The 19,469-nt window shown below is 33.5% G+C and carries 16 protein-coding genes; 2 read left to right on the forward strand and 14 right to left on the reverse strand.

The features are described from left to right. Positions 1–29: 29 nt before the first annotated feature. Complete coding sequence (locus tag EBF09_RS01220) at positions 30–1,343, reverse strand: sensor histidine kinase (protein ID WP_121763314.1); 1,314 nt, start codon at positions 1,341–1,343, stop codon at positions 30–32. Positions 1,344–1,481: 138 nt separating this feature from the next. Between EBF09_RS01220 and glyS the strand changes: the two genes are divergently transcribed. Together glyS and EBF09_RS01230 are read left to right on the forward strand one after the other, a co-directional pair. Next, a complete protein-coding gene (gene glyS / locus EBF09_RS01225) occupies positions 1,482–3,533 on the forward strand; it encodes a glycine--tRNA ligase subunit beta (protein ID WP_121763315.1) in 2,052 nt (683 codons plus the stop codon). Next, the gene (locus tag EBF09_RS01230) at positions 3,533–4,123 is read left to right on the forward strand and encodes a beta/alpha barrel domain-containing protein (RefSeq protein ID WP_121763316.1); all 591 of its coding nucleotides are present in this window, start codon (positions 3,533–3,535) and stop codon (positions 4,121–4,123) included. Before glyS ends, EBF09_RS01230 begins: the two co-directional genes overlap by 1 nt. A gap of 569 nt (positions 4,124–4,692) precedes the next feature. Here the strand turns inward: EBF09_RS01230 and EBF09_RS01235 are convergent. From EBF09_RS01235 to EBF09_RS01295, 13 genes are all read right to left on the reverse strand, one after another. After that, entirely contained in the window at positions 4,693–5,508 is an 816-nt protein-coding gene (locus EBF09_RS01235; protein WP_121763317.1) for a TIGR00282 family metallophosphoesterase, read from the reverse strand. Further along, complete coding sequence (gene mfd, locus EBF09_RS01240; RefSeq protein ID WP_121763318.1) at positions 5,508–8,528, reverse strand: transcription-repair coupling factor; 3,021 nt, start codon at positions 8,526–8,528, stop codon at positions 5,508–5,510. Before mfd ends, EBF09_RS01235 begins: the two co-directional genes overlap by 1 nt. A gap of 21 nt (positions 8,529–8,549) precedes the next feature. After that, a complete protein-coding gene (locus EBF09_RS01245; RefSeq protein WP_121763319.1) occupies positions 8,550–8,990 on the reverse strand; it encodes a bactofilin family protein in 441 nt (146 codons plus the stop codon). Beyond that, entirely contained in the window at positions 8,909–9,841 is a 933-nt protein-coding gene (locus EBF09_RS01250; protein WP_121763320.1) for a M23 family metallopeptidase, read from the reverse strand. Before EBF09_RS01250 ends, EBF09_RS01245 begins: the two co-directional genes overlap by 82 nt. Beyond that, positions 9,838–10,965 carry a bifunctional folylpolyglutamate synthase/dihydrofolate synthase gene (locus tag EBF09_RS01255; RefSeq protein WP_121763321.1) on the reverse strand — a complete coding sequence of 376 codons (1,128 nt, stop codon included), beginning with the start codon at positions 10,963–10,965 and terminating at the stop codon, positions 9,838–9,840. The genes EBF09_RS01250 and EBF09_RS01255 overlap by 4 nt, the downstream gene beginning before the upstream one ends. Next, the gene (locus EBF09_RS01260; RefSeq protein WP_121763322.1) at positions 10,966–12,159 is read right to left on the reverse strand and encodes a GGDEF domain-containing protein; all 1,194 of its coding nucleotides are present in this window, start codon (positions 12,157–12,159) and stop codon (positions 10,966–10,968) included. Then, complete coding sequence (lptE, locus tag EBF09_RS01265) at positions 12,159–12,653, reverse strand: LPS assembly lipoprotein LptE (RefSeq protein ID WP_121763323.1); 495 nt, start codon at positions 12,651–12,653, stop codon at positions 12,159–12,161. Before lptE ends, EBF09_RS01260 begins: the two co-directional genes overlap by 1 nt. After that, positions 12,650–15,091, reverse strand: coding sequence for a leucine--tRNA ligase (gene leuS / locus EBF09_RS01270; RefSeq protein WP_121763324.1), 2,442 nt, complete (start codon positions 15,089–15,091; stop codon positions 12,650–12,652). Before leuS ends, lptE begins: the two co-directional genes overlap by 4 nt. A 13-nt stretch (positions 15,092–15,104) precedes the next feature. Then, positions 15,105–15,446 carry a DUF6394 family protein gene (locus EBF09_RS01275; RefSeq protein ID WP_121763325.1) on the reverse strand — a complete coding sequence of 114 codons (342 nt, stop codon included), beginning with the start codon at positions 15,444–15,446 and terminating at the stop codon, positions 15,105–15,107. A 9-nt stretch (positions 15,447–15,455) separates the two neighbouring features. Further along, complete coding sequence (gene secF, locus EBF09_RS01280) at positions 15,456–16,427, reverse strand: protein translocase subunit SecF (RefSeq protein WP_121763326.1); 972 nt, start codon at positions 16,425–16,427, stop codon at positions 15,456–15,458. Next, positions 16,427–18,163, reverse strand: a complete 1,737-nt coding sequence (gene secD / locus EBF09_RS01285) for a protein translocase subunit SecD (protein WP_232817612.1) — start codon at positions 18,161–18,163, stop codon at positions 16,427–16,429. Before secD ends, secF begins: the two co-directional genes overlap by 1 nt. Before the next feature lie 4 nt (positions 18,164–18,167). Beyond that, positions 18,168–18,440: a preprotein translocase subunit YajC gene (gene yajC, locus EBF09_RS01290; RefSeq protein ID WP_121763327.1), complete on the reverse strand. Its 273-nt coding sequence runs from the start codon at positions 18,438–18,440 to the stop codon at positions 18,168–18,170. A gap of 119 nt (positions 18,441–18,559) precedes the next feature. Continuing rightward, the gene (locus EBF09_RS01295; RefSeq protein WP_157978152.1) at positions 18,560–18,814 is read right to left on the reverse strand and encodes a hypothetical protein; all 255 of its coding nucleotides are present in this window, start codon (positions 18,812–18,814) and stop codon (positions 18,560–18,562) included. Positions 18,815–19,469: the final 655 nt, after the last annotated feature.

The raw sequence follows: 19,469 nt of genomic DNA on the forward strand, positions 1-19,469 counted from the left end.
AATACTTAATTATGATTATAGTGATTTTATTATTTTGTTTCACTTATAGCAGGTATTTGTATACTAAATTCTGCACCATCTTTGTTATTTGCAAAAGATACCTTTCCTGCCATCTGTTCTAAAATCATATTTACCATAGGAAGCCCAATGCCACTTCCATGCTCTTTAGTGGTAAAATACACTTCAAAAACCTTATCATGCGCATCTGTGCTAACTCCTCCTCCATTATCCCTTACTTTAATATTACACAAATTACTTTCTTCTTTCTTCTCACAAATAATCTCTATCTTGCCTTTTTTGATTTCTTCTCTAGCAAGTTTAGCCCTAATAGCATCTCTTGCATTCTCCATTAAGACAATAATAATCTGCTGAAACTCATTTTTACTTGCACAAATTTGCACCTTTTCAAAATCTTTGCTCTTATGAAGCTTTACATTCATTTCTCTATCTACTTTAGAATAAAATAATTTCAAAGTTTCTTCTATGGCTTCATAAACTTTAAAACAAGTTTTTTCTTTATTAGGCTTAAAAAACTCCCTAAATTCATCAATAGTTTTTGCCATAAAATGCACTTGAGTATTTAGCATTCCTAAATATCTTTCATATTTTTCTTGATCTTCTTCGTTTTTTAGAGCATAAGTTTTAAGGGTTTGACATATCAAACTTATAGAATTTAAAGGCTGTTTCCATTGATGAGAAATATTACCAATCATTTTGCCTAATTCCTCTGTCTTGCCCTTTTGCATAAGCATAGCTCTTTTATATTCTAATCTTTCCTCCAAACGCACAATATCACTTAAATCTACTATCATAAAATAAATCATCGTTACTTCAGCAAAACTAAAAAGGTGCAATGTAAAAAGTAAAGGGACTTTTTTGTTATTAGACAAAGTGAGATTTACTCTAAAGCTTCTACGAATCTTATTTTCTTTTAAAAGATTAATTTGCTCAAAAACATAATTCCGTAATTCCCCATCAGAAAATAGCTCCAAAACATTACAACTTAACATATCCTTTTGGAGAATCTCTTTAGAAGCAGCATTGTTTTTAACCACTTTTAAATCTTCTACTTGCACAATCAAAATAGCATTTACACTATTTTCAAACAAATATTCTGTGGCATAATCGCTTTGAATCCTTCTCGCCACTTCTTGTTCTAGTTGCACCGCTAGTTCTTGACTAAGCTTACGCATCTCTTCTTGTTTATCTACAATATCTGCATAACTTTGCTTATCTTTTGTAATTTGTTTTAAAAACTTCCTATGCTCTATCAAAAGATAAATAACAACTCCAAGTAGCACTAAAACGATAGACCACCCTATAAAATGCTCTCTAAAAATCATAACTTTTTATAAACCCTCCCATTAATATTTTGAAATTATAACTCATTAACAAATTAATTTTCCTAAAAAATTTTTTTTAAAGCTTTTATTTTATTACTTTTGATACAATTTGGAAATTTTATGATAAGGTATTTTATAATGACAACTTCGCTTTTATTAGAAATAGGGATTGAAGAAATCCCTGCAATTCCCTTTTTAAAGGAGTTACCAAATATTCCTACAAAATTCCACTCAATCTTGAAGCAATACCGCTTAGATTGTGATTTTAGCTTTTTTTACACACCAAGACGGCTAGTAATCCTCTCAAACAACTTTAAAAAAGAGCAAGATTCTCAAACTTTAGAATTTTTTGGCCCTCCTAAAAACATCGCTTTTAAAGACAATGCACCCACAAATGCCGCTCTAAGCTTTTTTAAAAAATGCGAAATCTCACAAGAAGAAGCAACATTTACAAATAAAGATGGCAAAGAAGTGCTTTATTGCAAAAAAGAAGCAAAAAAGCTCCCAAGTTCAGAGCTTTTAGGGCAAATTGTTTATGAGTTTTTAAAATCACTTGAATTTGGCAAAACCATGCGTTGGGGAGAGGAAAAAGAAGCTTTTATACGCCCTATTCGCTCTATTTTAGCTCTTTTAGAAGATAATTTAGTTCCTATTTATGCTTATGGGGTGCATTCTAAGCCTTACACTTTTGTGCATCGCTCTATAAGCTATGAACCAAAAGAAGTGCAAAGCCTTCAAGAATATCTAAAAACTTTACAAGAAAATTGTGTAATCTTAAATCCAAAAGAAAGAGAAGAAAAAATACTAAAAGAAATTAAAGAAATTGAAGCGATAAATAACATAAAAGTGGAATTAGATGAAGAATTACTAGAAGAGATCGTAGCAATCACAGAATACCCCACTGCCCTTTTTGGAGAATTTGAAGAAAGATTTTTAGAAATCCCAACTCCTTGTATTATCACTTCTATGAAAGTCAATCAACGCTATTTTGCAACTTACAAAGAAGAATCCTTGCATAATGGCTTTATAGTGATTTCAAACTCTTTAGCCAAAGATTTTAGTCAGATCATACAAGGAAATGCTAAAGTTTTACGCGCTAGATTAGAAGATGCACTCTTTTTCTATCACAATGATTTAAAAAAGGGCTTAAATCCTGAAAGCTTAAAAAGTGTTACTTTTATTGAAGGGCTTGGCTCTATGTGGGATAAAACCCAAAAAGAAAGAGAGATTGTAAAAATCTTAAGCGAAGTTTTTAAAGCAAAACTAACAGAAACTTATCAAGATTTTGGCTTAACTCAAGAGATTTTAGATCAAGCTTCCTTGCTTTCAAAAGCGGATTTAATGAGCGAAATGGTTTATGAATTTACAGAATTACAAGGGATTATGGGATATTACTATGCTAAAGCTGCTAGATTTGATGAACGCGTAGCTATCGCCATAAAAGAGCAATATTTACCAAACTCTGAAGAAAGTGCTATGCCAAGCAACCTCATTAGCGCACTTATCGCCCTTTCTTATAAACTAGACAATCTCTTAGGGCTCTTTAGTATTAACAAAATCCCAACCGGTTCCAAAGATCCTTTTGCACTAAGGCGTGCTGCAAATGGTATCATCAAAATAATTTTGCATTTTAATTTACATTTTGATTTAAAAGTGATTCTCTTGAAGCTCAAACATCTTTATAAAGATTTTGATATTAACCTTTTAGAAAACTTTATCTTAGAACGCCTTGAATCCACGCTTCCTTTTAATTCTTCTTTGATTAGGGCGGTGCTAAACTCTAATGAACGGGATTTATTGCTTGTGTTTTTAAAGCTAAGTGCCCTAAATTCCGCACTAGAAATCCAAGATAAAAATGCACTCACACAAACTTTTAAACGCCTAAGCAACATTACAAAAGATGTAGATTTACAAAGCTCCTTAGAAATCATAGAAGAGAAGCTAACAGCAAGCGAAGAAATAGAGCTCTATAATGCACTAAAAAGCTACCAAACACAAGATTTAAGCAAAGAAGACTACCAAAAGAAACTAGAACTTTTATTAGGTTTTGCTCCGATTTTGGATAGATTTTTTGATAAAGTGCTTGTAAATGCGCCCGATGTTATCTTTAAAAACAACAGAAAACATTTAATTGCTAGAATCTATAAAGAGTTCTTAGAAATTGCAGATATTAAGGAAATTAGTTTTTAATGGATTTAGGAAAAATCAAAGCTAAAATAGGAGAAAAAAAGAGATTTTATCCACAAGAATGGCTTGGCAGGAGCCTAGCCTACACACCTTACCAACCCCGCTCTATTCAGGCTTTGCTTAAAGAAAAAAATGGCAAAGATATTTTCTTTTTAGATTCACAAAACTTCTTAGAATCCGCAAAAGCTAATGAGGAAAAGGCTTTATGCTTTTATTTGCAAGATTTAGAAAACCTTACCTATTTGCGTCGCTACACCCATTTGCCCCTCATTTATGATTTTCCCATTTTAGATAGTTATCAAATCCTAGAAGCACTTGTGTATGGCTGTGATAGCATTTGCTTAAACCCCTCTTTTCTTTCTCAAAAAGAATTAAAAGAGCTTAGTGATTATGCTTTTAAGCTAGGATTAGATTGTATTTTTCATGTAGAAAATTCTAGCGATATTACTAAGGCTATTTTTGCAAAAGCAGAGATTTTAAATATAAACACACAAAAAAATCTTCTCTCTTTAATCCCTAAAAACAAGCTCATTATCGCCCACAACTCCCTTAAACCCTTAGAGGGCGTAGAAGCTTTTATAAGAATGATTTAATTCAATCATTGCTTTGCTTTTATAGTAAATCCCTCACATTTCCCTTTTATTGCAAGTTTTACATCTTTGCTCTTATATTATTGTGATTTTTCGCCCTTCCTCTCCTTTAGCATTGCAATACTTAAATCTTCTCTCTATCATTACAATTTTTACATTCCTTTTTTATCATTGCAAGCAATACTTGCACCGCATTTTGTTTTGTTTGCAATGATGAACAGAAGTTTATCCTTAAAAGGCAAAAAGGAAGATCCTAACCTGCTTTGCCTTTTAAAGATAAATTTTTATGTATTCTTTATAGAATACCGCTTTAAGTCTAAGTTAAGCAGGGTTTAACTAGAATCTCATTGTACTAAATTAAAGACTTTATTAATACTAGTTCTTGAGAGCTAGTATTAGGGCTATTAGTGAAATTATAAAAATTATTATTAATTCCGTATTAGCTCCTTTTTACATCTTCAAAAGACAATAAAAACAAGCTTAAAGCATTGCAATTATAACACTTGCTTTTTAAAACAACCTTACAAAATAAATTATGTTTTAGTTTTATTATAAAATATTTATCACAATCCCTAATAAGCTCTTAATGTGATTTTAACCTCTCCTCTATCTACCACTTTTATCTTATAGGCTTCTTTGCATTTTCCATTTTCTAGCTCTACGACAATCATTTGCAAAATACTTGGAATCCCCTTTTTTTCAGGGACATTAAATCTCCCACCCACTCCTTTTAAAAACTTTTCAATAGGCTCTTTAGCCTCCATCCCTATCACACTTTCTCTAGCACCACTCATTCCCACATCACTCACGCCAAAAGTTCCACTAAAAATCTCCAAATCATCTGTACCAACATGCGTATGTGTGCCAAAAATAGCCGATACTTCCCCCTTTAGCATCATTAGCATTGCCCTTTTCTCGCTTGTAGCCTCTGCGTGAAAATCTATTAAAATATTTCTAATCCCCTCATTTCTAAGCTTTTCTACACTCTCTTTAGCACAGATAAAAGCATTTTCACATTGAGGCATACCAAAATATCCCATTAAATTCAAAACCGCAAACCTCTCTCCCCTAATCTCTCCTTTATAAATCCCGCTACCCATCACATCTTTAGGATAATTATGCGGACGCAAAATAGCACTTTCTTCTTTTTCCAAAAAAGGATAAATATCCTTTTTATCCCAAATATGATTCCCGCTTGTAAAAATATCCACCCCATAGCTTCTAAGCTCATTTGCCGCATTTACTCCCAATCCAAAACCATGCGAGGCATTTTCCCCATTAGCAATCACACAATCTAGCCCATATTCACTCTTAATTTGAGGCAAAAAATCTCTTACAAGCTCTCTACCAATCCTCCCTACAATATCTCCGATAAATCCAAAACGCATTAAACTCCTTTAAGTCTTTCTAGCTCATTATTCACAGCTTTTAAAATATTTTCTTCATCTTTGCTAACTGCATTTATCACGCTTCTTTTGTCGTTCTCATCTACAAAAGAAATATTTTGCCCATAATTGCTAATACTTGTAATTTTAGCCTCTTTGGCTCTAATTTTTATGCAAATAAGCTCTAAAAATTGTTTTGTATAGATATCCAATCTCCCAAAACGCTCTTCAATTTCACGCTCTAATGCATAGACTTCATTGATTGTGCTTGTGCGAGAAAGTCTTCTATATAGCTCTAATCTTAAGCGTTCAGATGCAATAAGCTCCGGACTTAAAAAAGCTGTAACGCTCAGCTTCACATCTACATTTTTTTGTTCTTCTTTTAAATTTCCACTAAGCTTATAAATTGCTTCTTCAAGCATTCTAAGATAAAGAGAATAGCCCACATTTTTAATATGTCCGCTTTGTGCCTCTCCAAGTAAATTCCCCCCACCTCTTATTTCTAAATCATGATAGGCTAATGCCCCTCCACTTCCTAAATACGAATTTTTTTCTAAAGCAAATAAGCGTTTAGTAGCCTCTTGTGTAATCTCCTCTTTATCCTCTATAAGAAAATAGCAAAAGCCCTCTTTAGAGCCTCTACCTACTCTACCCCTTAACTGATGTAAATCCGCCATTCCAAAACAATCGCTTCTATCCACTAAAATTGTATTTGCATTAGGAAGGTGAATCCCAGATTCCACAATAGAAGTGCAAAGCAAAAGATTAAAATTCCCTTTTGCAAATTCTAATAAAATATCTTCACTCATTTGTGCTTGAATCTTAGAATGCAAAATAGCAATTTTCAAAGTAGGCAAAATCTCCAAAAGCTCTTCTTTTTTACGCTCCATTGAAGAAATGTTATTGTGGATATAAAAAATCTGTCCCCCGCGTCTAAGCTCTCTTAAAATCACTTCTTTAATTAATGCTTCATTTGCAACTTTTACAAAAGTTCTAACAGGAAGTCGCTCTTTTGGAGGTGTTTTTAACTCACTCATTCCTTTAATGTGCGAAAGTGCCATATTAAGCGTTCTAGGAATAGGGGTAGCCGACATTGAAAGCAGGTGGATATTTTGACTAAGCTCTTTAATTTTTTCTTTTTGCTTTACGCCAAATTTATGTTCCTCATCTACAACAATAAGGGCTAGTTTGCAAAATTCCACATTAAAAATCGCATGTGTGCCTACCACCACATCAATATTTCCATTCTTTAAGCCTTCTAAAATCGCCTTTTTCTCTTTTGTAGTGATGTAGCGATCTAGCCTAGCTGTTTTTACTCCAAAAGATTCTAAACGCTCCTTTAATGTATTGTAATGCTGGTAGGCTAAAAGTGTAGTAGGAGCAATCAAAGCCCCCTGAAAACCGCTTAAATAAGTAGCAAAGAGTGCATTCATAGCGACTTCAGTTTTACCAAACCCCACATCTCCACTAAGCAATCTATCCATAACCCTACCACAAGAAATATCCTTAAATATTTCTTTGATACTCATCTCTTGATCTTGTGTATAAGAAAATCCACTTTGGGCTTGAAAAATAGCAATTTCTTCTTTTTCTACATTGATTTTAACCCCATCTAACAATTCCCTTTTTGCCGCCATCGCCACAATCTCATTTGCAATAATAAATAGCTTTTCTTTAACCTTTTCTTTTAGTTTTGCAAAAGAGCCTTTGCCTAATCTATCTAGCAGAGGTATCCCACCCTCTGCGATATATCTATCAATCCTATCTAAATTTTCAACTGGCAAAAGCAATTTATCTTCGCCTAAATATTTTAGCTCAATGAAATCTCTTGTAGCCCCAAAAATATTTGCTTGAATGATTCCACTAAAAAGTGCCACCCCATAATCTATATGCACCACATAATCGCCCACTTGCAATTCATCTAGCAAAATCTTAGTATTTCTTTTTTTGCTTTGTTTTGTTTTAGAATTTAAAGAAAGAATTAATTCATCTTTACCAAGAACAAAAATAGCATATTCTTTATCCAATAAAACTTCATATTCTTTATGCTCTGTTAAAGAAATACCCGCTTGCCTAATCTGCGCTTCTGTTTTTGAAATAAGAGTGATTTTTTTGTTTTTATGAAATTCCAAAAAGCTTAAAATATTTTTAAAAGAAATCTCAAAATCTTCATAAACTTTAGCTTCTCTAATCTCTTCTAACTCTAAACAAGACTGCAAAATTGTATTATCTATCTCTTTAAATTCTAAAAGCTCTCTTATTTCCTCGCTTACTTTAGGAGCTAAAAAACTCTTATAAAGCTTTGGTAAAAAAACACTATCTTTTAAATACCAAAACCCATAAGCATTAAGATTTAAACTACTCCCATTTAGTTCTTCATGGTTTTCTTGTATTTTTTCTAAGATTTCTTGATATTCCTTAGGCGAAAGATTAAAAAGAGCAGGAGCAATCTCTAAAAACTCTATTTCTTCTTTTTTGCTTAGTTGAGTTTCCCTATCAAATCTCCTAATACTTTCAATTTCATCTCCAAAAAGTGAGATTCTATAAGGCTCTTCACAATGTGGCAAGAAAATATCAATAATATCCCCCCTAAAAGAAACTTCTCCCCCAACCTCTACTAAATCCACAAATTCATAACCAAAATAGAGTAACTTTTCTTTTAGTTCCTCTAAAAAGATAGTCTGCCCATATTCTAACCTTATACCCTCTAGCCTCTCTCTTTTGGGCAGTTTATGAAGCAATGTTTGCAAAGGAGAAAGAAGTATTTTTTTAGAATTTTTTGTGCTATAAAATCTTAAAAGTTCACCCAAAAGCTCTTTAAGATCTTCTTGGTAGCTCCTTAAATCATCACCAAAAATTGCCCTAAAATCTGGCATAATAAAAACTTCATAACCAAAATACATCGCCACATCGCCAAGAATCTGTGCTTGTGCTTTATCTTGGGTTAAAACGATAAAACCCTCTTTATTTGCAAGGAGTTCTTTCTCTCTTGTTTTTAAAAATTCATAAAAACTAGCCTGCATTGTCTTTGTGATTTTACCCTATTAGCTCTTAGCTTCTGTGCTAGTTGTATTAGCTGTATTCGATAAAGCTTTCTTGTCCTTAGAGAAAGCATCTTGATGTTGTCTATCCTTATGCACGATACTTTGCCCTACAAATTCTGCTGTTTTTTCAATAATAATCTCTCTTGCAGCCACTTCCCCATCAATACGCCCTTGTGGTAAAATCTCTACCATATTACAATCACAATTCCCCATAAGCTTCCCACTTACCATTAAATGCTCTGCATTAATGCTTCCCTTTACACTGCCATTTTTACCAATAGTTACACTATTTTTTGCAATAATATTCCCCTCAAACGCACCATCAATATGCAAAGAGCATTCACTAATAATATCGCCTTTTATTTTTGTTCCCTGCGAGATAATACTTGTGTTCCCTGAATTTCCGCTAGTCTGTTTATCATTGTTAGTAAAGATTGCCATTTTATACTCGTCTCCTGTTCAAAAATTTTAGTATAATCCCTCATTGTCCATTCTACGAAAGGCTTGGGATTTAAATCTCTATTTAAATAACGCACTTCATAATGCAAATGGGGCCCTGTGCTTCGCCCTGAATTTCCTGAATATGCAATAAGCTGTCCGCGTCTTACAAATTCTCCTTTTTGCACTATAATTTTACTCAAATGCGCATAAAATGTTTTAAACCCAAAGGAATGTTCTAATTTTACCATAATTCCATAGCCACCATTATATCCATTTCCTGTAAAATCTGCTACACCATCTGCAGGTGCATAAATAGGCGTCCCAACTGGCATACCAAAATCCATGCCCGTATGAGAATGTGTGCGACGCAAAATAGGATGCACCCTAGTGCCCCAGCTTGCGGTTGTCCTATATTCTCCCCTAAAAGGCTTTCCATTAGGAATTAATTGCATAACAAAAGTCTTTTGCGCTCCTGTGATACTTGCTAAATCCACTCTTTCCATAAGGCTTAAATCAGGCTTTTCAATCGTTTGCTCTCCTAAACCTACAATGCCTTCTAAATCCTCAATTCTATCAGAAACCTTAACAAGCTCTTCTGTCTTTTCATCAATTAAGGCTTGTAATTTTTCATTAATTTGATTGATTTTTGCATATTCTTGTTGCATTAAATCACGCTTATTTTCAATTTGCTCCACCTCTTTTAAAAGCAGTTGAATAGAAATAACACTAAAAAAAACAACTACAACAACAAGTAATATTCCATAAAGCACGATTTGCTTCATATATTGATGGATATTATACTGCTTAGAACCATTAATATCTGTAATGGTGATAACAAATCTATTTTTCAAGCCTTATACCTTTTTAAAAACTCTCCCACAACGCTAAAAGAACCACAAACAAGATATTTTTCTCCCTCTTTTATCTCTCTAAAATATTCATAAGGAATATTAAGCTCTTGTAAAATATCTTCCAATTCTCTTTTGTCTATAATGCGAGAATTAAAAACCTCTAAAATCTCTACGCGTTTAATGATAGGTTTTAAGATACCTAAAATTTCTTTAGGTTTTTTATCTAAATAAGAATTATAAACTATAATTAATTTTTCTTTACTGAAATATTCTAGGCTTTTTTTTGCACCTAAAGGATTATGCAACACATCTAAATAAATATTAGGTGCTATTTTTTGCATTCTACCTTGTAAATCTAATGGAGGCAATTTCTCCAATGCAAAGTCTTTGCCTAATTTTTTTAAAGCACAAAATGCAAGGCTTAAATTTTCTGCTTGATAGGGTGGATAGTGCTTAGATTTTATGTATTCTAATACACTTTTTTCTATTTTTTCTCTCACGAGTATTTCTAAATTTGCACCCTTTTGCTTTGCAATCTCTTTGGCAATGGACTCTATTGCTTTATCATTTTGGATACCCAAAATCGCTTCTTTTCCCATTGCTCTTAGCTTTGTGCTTGCAATTTCCTCTATACTTTCCCCCAAAAACTCCTCATGATCTTTCCCAATGGAAGTAAAAAGGCTTAAAATAGGCGTTACACAAGCACTTGTGGAATCAAATTCCCCCCCAAGCCCCGCTTCTAGAACCAAATAATCACAATCTTTAAAATACACCATCGCTAAAAATGTCAAAACCTCAAAATAACTAGCCTCTTCCAAAATCGGCGTATAAAGAGCATTAAAAGCCTCTTGCAAAGATTCTTTTGAAGCATTTTTGCCATTAAGCCAAAATCTCTCCCCAAGCTCCAAAAGGTGCGGAGAAGTAAAATGCCCTACTTTATATCCAAGCTCTTTTAACATAAGAGCTAAAAATCTCCCCGTGCTTCCTTTACCATTTGTGCCTAGGATATGAATAGCTTTAAAATCCGTCTTTAAAGCTAATTGTTTATAAATACGACTCGCTCTTGTTTTATCAAAAGGAGCATATTCTAGCCCTTTTTTTTTCAAAAATTTCTCTAATTCCATCTAAAAAATTCCTGCTTCTTTCTTATGTGCTTGCAATAAATTTTGCGACTTTTCTAGCATTGTTTCTAAACTTTTTTCATCTTCTCTAAAAGAAACTTGCGCACACAAAGAAATGGGGATTCTACTCTCTTGAAACATAAAAATACTTTTTTTAACCGCTTCATCTAATTGCCTAATAAAAGCTATCGCTTCTTCTTTGTCCCTATTTAAAAGACAAGCTAAAAATTCGCATTTTCCATAATAAGCAATTAAATCTTTATCGTTAGAATATTGCTTTAACAATCTTCCAAGAGTAGCAACAACACGCCTAGTAGCTTCTTCTTTGTATATTTCTAGTAATTTCTCGCAATTTGCAATCCCAAAACTAATCACACAATAATGCACTCCATTTTGACAATAAGCATTTTCAGCAAAGCACAAAACACTCTCCATTCCTTCCTTATTTATCAATGAGGTGCTTAAATCAATAGGCAAAGATTGTAACTCTTTAAATCTATAATCTTGAATTTCTTCATTTGCACTCTTAGCTTGAATTAAATCTTGCTCTTGTTTTTTAAGGGTAAAAAATCTTTCTAATTTTAATAATTGATTTTTTAATTCTTCTTTTTTAGTTTCTTTTTCTTTTAAAAGTTTTTCAAAGTCTTTTTGCCACTCTTTAAACTCTGCATTCCCCTCCATTTGTAAAAAAACTTCTAAAAACTTTTCTTCATTATCCTCTAACTCTTCGTTTTTATTGTTTTCTCCTTTGTTAAGTTTCCTAATTAAATCCCCCCAATTTTCTTTCCATTTTAATGCAAGACTTTGATTGAGTTTATCCCATTCTAATAGTTGCTCTTGTGCCAAAGTTTTAATAGATTTATTAGAATGAGTGGATAAAAGACGCAAACAATAACGCATAATTTCTTTTTGGGTTAAAAATGCTTTGTAATAAAATTGCTGATGATTTACCATTTGAATTAAAGAGAGTGTGAGTTCGTTTTGAGTTTTGTAGTTTTTGCCTTGTAAGCTTTCTTGAATATCTTTATCTAAAAGCGAAAAAAGCTTTTTAGTATCATAAAAACACTCTTCGCTTACACAAACGCCAAGACGCAAAGAAACTTTATAATAAGCATCTGCATAAGCTTCAGGAGTAGGATCTCTCCCCTCTTTTATTAGATCTTTTAAGGCTTCCCGTGCAATTTTGCTAGATAGCATTATTGTGTATCAACCCCCACTTGAGAAATAAAACCATCAATCGCTTGTAAAAGCGCTTTATTAATCGCATCAAGCCTTGCTGAATCTGTGATTACTGAACTATCATTTAAATAAAAGTTATAATAGCCTTTCTTTAAAAATGTTCTTGTTTTTTGAGTGAGTTTATTAAAATACTCAAACTCCACTACAACACTACAACGATAAGAAGTAGCAAATCCCGTAGTATTTTCTGCTAAAGCACTAAACGAAACAGAATCCAATTTCACTTTGATAATAGAATCTGCACTTTCCTTATCTGTGATTTTAGATTGAAATTGAGAAAAAATCGCACGCGATAGCGCATCTTTTAACTCTACGCTATTTTGAGGATCTCTAGCATCTACTTTTAATTCTATAAAGATTCTCTCTCCTAAAGCTTCTTTAGTATAATGGGAAATAGGCTTATACCCACAACCCACCAACAAAAAAGTTAAAAGTAAAAGACGCACTATCATTTTACAACCAAATTTACAAGCTTATTAGGCACAACAATTTCTTTTATAATCTCTTTGCCCTCAAGCCATTTTGTTAATTGCCTCTTTGCAAGCTCTAAAATAAATTCATTAGGAGAATTAGGAGCAACATTGATTTCACCCCTTAGCTTGCCATTAATTGTAAGTGCGATTTTAATCTCTTCTTCTTTTAAGCTTTCCTCATCTATTTTTACTTGAATAAAATTCTTAAGATTAAAATACTCTTTGCTTAATTCCCAACAAATATGAGGAATGATAGGCTCTAAAATATTGAGTAGAATAAAATAACCCTCACTCCATATTTGTTGATTATCTTGATCACTTAGTGCATTTAGAGCTTCCATACAAGCTGCAATCATAGTATTAAAACTATAACCCCCCTCGTATGAAAAAGTTTCATTAGATTTTTTTAATGCCTCATAAACCTTTTTTCTTGCTAACTTCTCTTTTTTGCTAAGATTAGAAGTATCCACTTTAGGCAATTCTTCAGTTTTTACAATCTTTTCAACTTTAGCACATAATCTTTTAATGAAGCGATAAGAACCCTCTAATGCTGAATCATTCCATTCTAGCTCCCTTACTGGTGGAGCTGCAAAGAGGATAAACAATCTTGCAGTATCTGCTCCAAATTTTTCTATAATCTCTTTGGGTTCTACTACATTGCCTTTAGATTTTGACATCTTAGCACCCTCTTTGGTAACCATTCCTTGTGTCAAAAGATGTGAAAAAGGCTCACTACTTTTAGTATAACCAAGATCTCTTAAAACCTTTGTAAAAAAGCGTGAATAGAGTAAATGCAAAATAGCATGTTCAATCCCACCAATATACTCATCTACATCCATCCAATACTCTTGATCTTCTTTGTTAAAAATCTCATTTTCTCTTAAATGGGGAGGAGTAGTATAACGCAAAAAATACCAACTAGATTCCATAAAAGTATCCAGTGTATCACTTTCTCTTATAGCGTCTTTGCCACATTTTGGGCACTTGCATTGCTTAAAGCTTGGGTGTTTATCAAGTGGATTCCCCTCTCCATCAATCACAACATCTAAAGGCAATCTAATAGGCAAATTCTCTTTAGCCTCTGGCAAGATTCCGCAATCTTGACAATGGATTAAAGGAATAGGAGTTCCCCAATAACGCTGTCTTGAAATCCCCCAATCTCTAAGCTTATAATTTGTAACCGCCTTTCCTAAAGCATTTTTTTCAAAATATTCTATAATTTTTTGCTTTGCAACATTAGATTGCATCCCATTATATTCAAAAGAATTGATTAAAATCCCCTCTTGTGAATAGGGCAAAGCTTCTCCATTGCTCTCTATTACCGGCTTTATAGGCAGATTATACTTGCAAGCAAAATCATAATCCCTCTCATCATGCGCTGGGACACTCATCACCGCTCCACTTCCATAACCCATTAAAACAAAGTTTGCAACCCATAAGGGTATTTTTTCTTTACTAAGAGGATGGATTGCATTTAAGTTTAAGCTAAAACCCTCTTTATCTTGTTGTGCTCTTTCTTTTTCAGGAGTATTCTGCATTTTAACTATTTTTTCTTTTAAAGCCTCATCTATTTTATTTGCAGCCATTAAAGCTTTAATTAAAGGATGTTCTGGAGCTAAAGCACAATAACTCACACCAAAAATTGTATCTGCTCTTGTAGTAAAAACCTCTAAAGTTTCTATTTTTCCTTCTTTGGTTTCTAAAGGCTTTTCTAGCTCAAAGGCAAATTGCAAACCTTGTGATTTGCCTATCCAGTTTCTTTGCATGGTTAAAACTTGATTAGGCCATTTACCTTCTAGCTTTTCCAAATCCTCCAATAACTCTTGTGCATAATCTGTAATTTTTACATAATATTGATACATTTCTTTTTGCACCACAGGTGTATCACAACGCCAACATTTCCCCTCAACCACTTGCTCATTTGCCAAAACCGTCTTATCATTAGGACACCAATTTAAATATCCTTTTTTGCGATAAATTAACCCTTTATTCCACATATCCACAAATAAAGACTGCTCCCATTTAGAGTATTCTTCATCACAAGTTGCAAGCTCTCTTGTGCGAGAAAAAGAAAATCCCAAAGAATATAACTCTTTTCTCATATTCTCAATATTTGCATAAGTCCAAACTTTTGGGTGGGTTTTATGCTTTATGGCTGCATTTTCTGCGGGCATTCCAAAAGCGTCCCAGCCGATAGGATGCAACACATTAAAACCATCTTTGCGGAATCTTCTAGCAATCGCATCGCTAATGCAATAATTTCTCACATGTCCCATATGGATATTTCCACTAGGATAAGGAAACATACTTAAAATATATTTTTTAGGCTTACTCTTATCAGCTTTAGGCTCATATTCTCCACTTTCTTCCCAAATATTTTGCCATTTTTTTTCAATCTCTTTAGCATTATATTCCATTTTTTTCCTTTAACTAGCGGTATTCATTATAACTTTTAATACTTTCAATCGCAACAAACAAAATAGACACAACATTTGCTGCTAATGCCCCAATAGCAAGCGCCACGGCAATTCCTGCATTATTAAAAACTTGCATATAAATAAATGCAGGTATTAAATGTAAATCAGCCACAAGAGAACTTGCCATAAGCTCTGCTGACATATAGCTTCTTACACCCAATTTCAAAAGGGTTGAGATGATATTCACTCCACCTGCTATAAAAAGCATTACAATATTTTGTTCATACAAGAATCCTAAAGTTGAAGTAAGACTCATCAAAATAAAAAATATAAAAATAACCTTTCCCCAGTCCATTTTTACTCCTTACACTCTACCTTTTTCATACATTTCTCTTAGTTTTTTCTTTTCAAGCTTCTTTTTTTCCGCTATTTGTATTTTCTCATTATATTTTTTAATATCAAATCCAAAAAACATCACAAGCTTGCTTGCAATAAAAATAGAACTATAACTTCCTACAATAGAACCCACAAGCATAGGCAAGCTAAAACCTACAATAATCTCACCCCCAAATAAATAAAGTGTTAAAACCACAAAAAACACGGTAACTGAAGTTAAAATTGTTCTTGAAAGAGTGGCTGAAAGTGCTTCATTGATAATAAATTTCAAACTTTGATTTGTCCTTGTGTGGATAGTTTCTCTTATTCTATCAAAAACAATAATTGTATCGTTAATAGAATAACCAATAAGCGTTAAAAGTGCTGCAACAACCTCTAAATTCAAATCAATATCAAAAAGAATAATCGCACCTGCTGCAATCACCACATCATGCACTAAAGCTAGCACACTAGCAATAGCAAATCTCCATTCATAACGATAACCCACATAGGCTAAAATCGCTAAAAGTGCTAGAGCTAATGCCATCATACCTTTTTCTTTTAGTTCATTCCCTACTTTTGGCCCTACGACATCATCGCGTCTTATTTGAAATTCTCCTGTGGGTGCTAAAAGTTCTTCTATTTTTTCTCTCATTCCATTTTGCACGGAGCTTGTAGCCGTTGAAAGCTTGATTAATACTTCCTCTTTAGAGCCAAACTCACTTACTTGAGCTCCTTCAAACTCAGGCACAGAGTTTAGCCTCTCTCTAATCTCTGCAATAGGAGCAGCTTTTGTATATTGTAGTTGTAAAATACTCCCCCCTGCAAAATCAATCCCATAAGTAAAACCGGGTTTAAAAAAAAGCACTAAAGAGGCGACAAATAAAATTGCAGAAACTATAATACCATAATTTGCAATTTTCATAAAATCATAAATTTTATTATGTTTAAAAAATTCCATTATTTCTTTCCTTCTTTATAGCCAAACCAAAGTGCATAATTTTTTGATTTTACAATTCTATCTTGTAAAAGCCTAAAAATACCATGTGTTCCAACAATAGCCGTAATAATAGAGGCTAAAATCCCTATACCCATAGTAATCGCAAATCCTTTAATCGCCCCCGTTCCAAACGCATAAAGCAAAACAGCAGCAATCAAGGTAGTAAGATTAGAATCAAAAATAGCTCTTGAAGCATTAGCATAACCATTTTCCATAGCTTTTATAAAACCTTCTTTAGACCTAAAGCCCTCTCTAATGCGTTCATTAATAATCACATTAGCATCTACTGCCATACCCACAGTTAGGATAATTCCTGCCATACCCGGAAGTGTAAGCGTAGCACCAAAAAGCGCCATCACAGCGATAACTAGAAAAATATTCACCACCATAGCAATATTGGCAATCACCCCTGCAATACCATAATAAAACACCATAAAAACAACTACAAGCACAGCACCGCTTACTAAAGCTATCATAGAAGCTTGAATACTATCTGCACCTAAGCTTGGTCCCACACTACGCTTTTCTAATAGTGTAATAGGAGCAGGAAGCGCACCACTTCTTAGTGCAATAGCAATATCACTCGCTTCTTGCACGCTAAAACCACCGCTAATTTGTCCGCTACCCCCGCCAATTCTTTCTCTAATCACAGGAGCAGAATATACTTTACCATCTAGCACAACCGCCATACGATTCCCGATATTTTTTCCTGAGAAATCTCCAAAAATCTTCGCTCCTTGAGAATTAAGCGTGAAATTAATTACAGGCTGTCCATTTTGATCATAAGCTACTTTAGCATCTGTTAGCATAGCACCATCTAAAATAGGAATAGCTTTTAATAAAATCTCTTGATTAGGTAAAGCCCTCACTTTAATATACTGCTCTTCTTTTTGATTGAGTTCTAATTCTTTTTGAGTGAGCGTATTTTGCTCTTGTGGGCTTAATTTCTCTTTTTGGCGTAAAGCTTCAATTTCATCTTTAAGAGTTGTGATTGCATCACGCACTTTTTGGCTTTCTGAATTCACTAAAGGCAAAATCACATCTCCCAATCTTTTTGCCTCTTCTTCGCTCATGCTAGAAACTCTCGCATTTCTAGCTTCATCTACTGCCATCATTTGCAAATGTCCGCCCTTAGAGATCAAATCCAAAGCCCTTTGCTCTTGCTCTTGTGTTTTAATCCCCGGTAGCTGAACCAAAATAGCATCCACTCCTTGCTTAGTTACGCTAGGCTCTGAAAGTCCAAACTGATCAAGCCTATTTCTAATATTACCAATCGCTTGATCAATCGCAAAACGCTCCACATTTAAAATTTCTTCTTCTTTTAAGGTAATCTGATAAACAAGATTATTTTCTTTAATATTTAGTTCTGACATTTTAGAGAAAAATGCTTCTATTTTACTCTTTTCATTAGAATCCAAAAGCTCAAATGTAATGCCCTCGCCATTAGCACTTAATCCATCAATCAAAATTTGATTATCCAAAGCATAATAATTAATTTCTGAAGCAAGTGTAGAATAACGCGTCTTTATGGCTTCTTCTGTCTTTACCCCTAAAAGTAAATTTAACCCACCTTGTAAATCCAAACCCAAAGTGATTTTAGGACCTTGAGTTTGAAAAATAGAAGGAACAGAAAGAATTACCCCAAATAATGTTGCTATGATAAAAAAAAGCAACTTTGTATTGAATGGCTTTTTCATTTTTTTATTTTTCTACCTTTTTAGCAACATAATCTTTAGCTAATTTTACTATCGTATCATCATTTAATCTTACCATAAAATAGTCTTCTTCTTTTTTGACAACTTCTACAATAAATCCCCCGCTTGTTACTACTTTATCCCCTTTATCTAAAGAAGCAATCATATCGCGATGATTTTTTGCTTGTTTTTGCTGTGGGCGTATGATTAGAAAATAAAAAATTGCAATCAAAACCACCAAAGGTAAAAGCTGTGTTAGTGTGTTACCGATATTTTCCATAAGAGATATTCCCCTTTAAATTTTAGATTTAAAGGGCTGATTTTAGCATTTTTTTTCTAATAGAAAGTTTTAATTACAAAAACTTTCAAATGAAAACAAAAACCAAAAAATTCATAAAACTATAAATTAAGAGAGATTCTATACTCTATAAATTTTACTCCTTTAAATAAATGGATTTTTGTATAAATAAGCCCTAACAAGCTTTTTAAGAAGCCACTCCTAAAATACTTTTTATAAAGTTTCATCACTCCACCCATTCTTACAAAATTTATGCCCCACATGTCATTGCAAAGTTTATGCCTCACCAACCTGTCATTGCGAGGCTTACTTATAAGCCGAAGCAGTCCAAAAAGGAACTTCCTTTCCTTTTTCACAAAAACGCCTCTCCCCCTCCTCACTCCCCCAAGCACAAAAAGCTCCCTTTTTGGCTATCAGGGGAGAGCCTCGCCTGTATCTGCTTCTAGCTTCCGTGTAGGAGTTGCACTCCTGCAACTCTTTTTCTACACTAGAGCACCACGAAGCAGGGCGAGAGAGTGTCTGAGAAAGCCTTTAGGTTTGCCTTTTATAATTCTCTGTCACTGCGAGCAGTGGAACACTGCGTGGCAGTCCATAGGCTTACAATATGATTTAAATTGTTATGAAAGGTTTTTTAATTTTTTATATAAAGCTAAAAATTATATTTATTTTTTAGGCTTTAGAAAGTGGATTGCCACGATTTGCTTTCGCAAATCTCGCAATGACAAAAACAACCTTACAAGGCAGAAAAACAGATTGCTTCGTCGTTTCACTCCTCGCAATGACAATGTAGATAATTTAGATTTATTTTGGATAAACAATAAATTCTAGTAGTTACGGCATAGAATAAAAGTTTTAAAGGGTTTTTCAAGGGGTTAGCAACCTTAAGTGGTTGTGCCCCTTGTAAAAACCCTTTAATCTATTATTATCTGTCTTAAATACGAATTTTAAATCCTCTCAGCCATACAAGGATTATTTGTTTTAAAGTTTTCAGATACAACACAAGTGCTATAA

The organism is Helicobacter burdigaliensis, assembly GCF_003670295.1.
In the GTDB taxonomy this organism is placed as follows: domain Bacteria; phylum Campylobacterota; class Campylobacteria; order Campylobacterales; family Helicobacteraceae; genus Helicobacter_D; species Helicobacter_D burdigaliensis.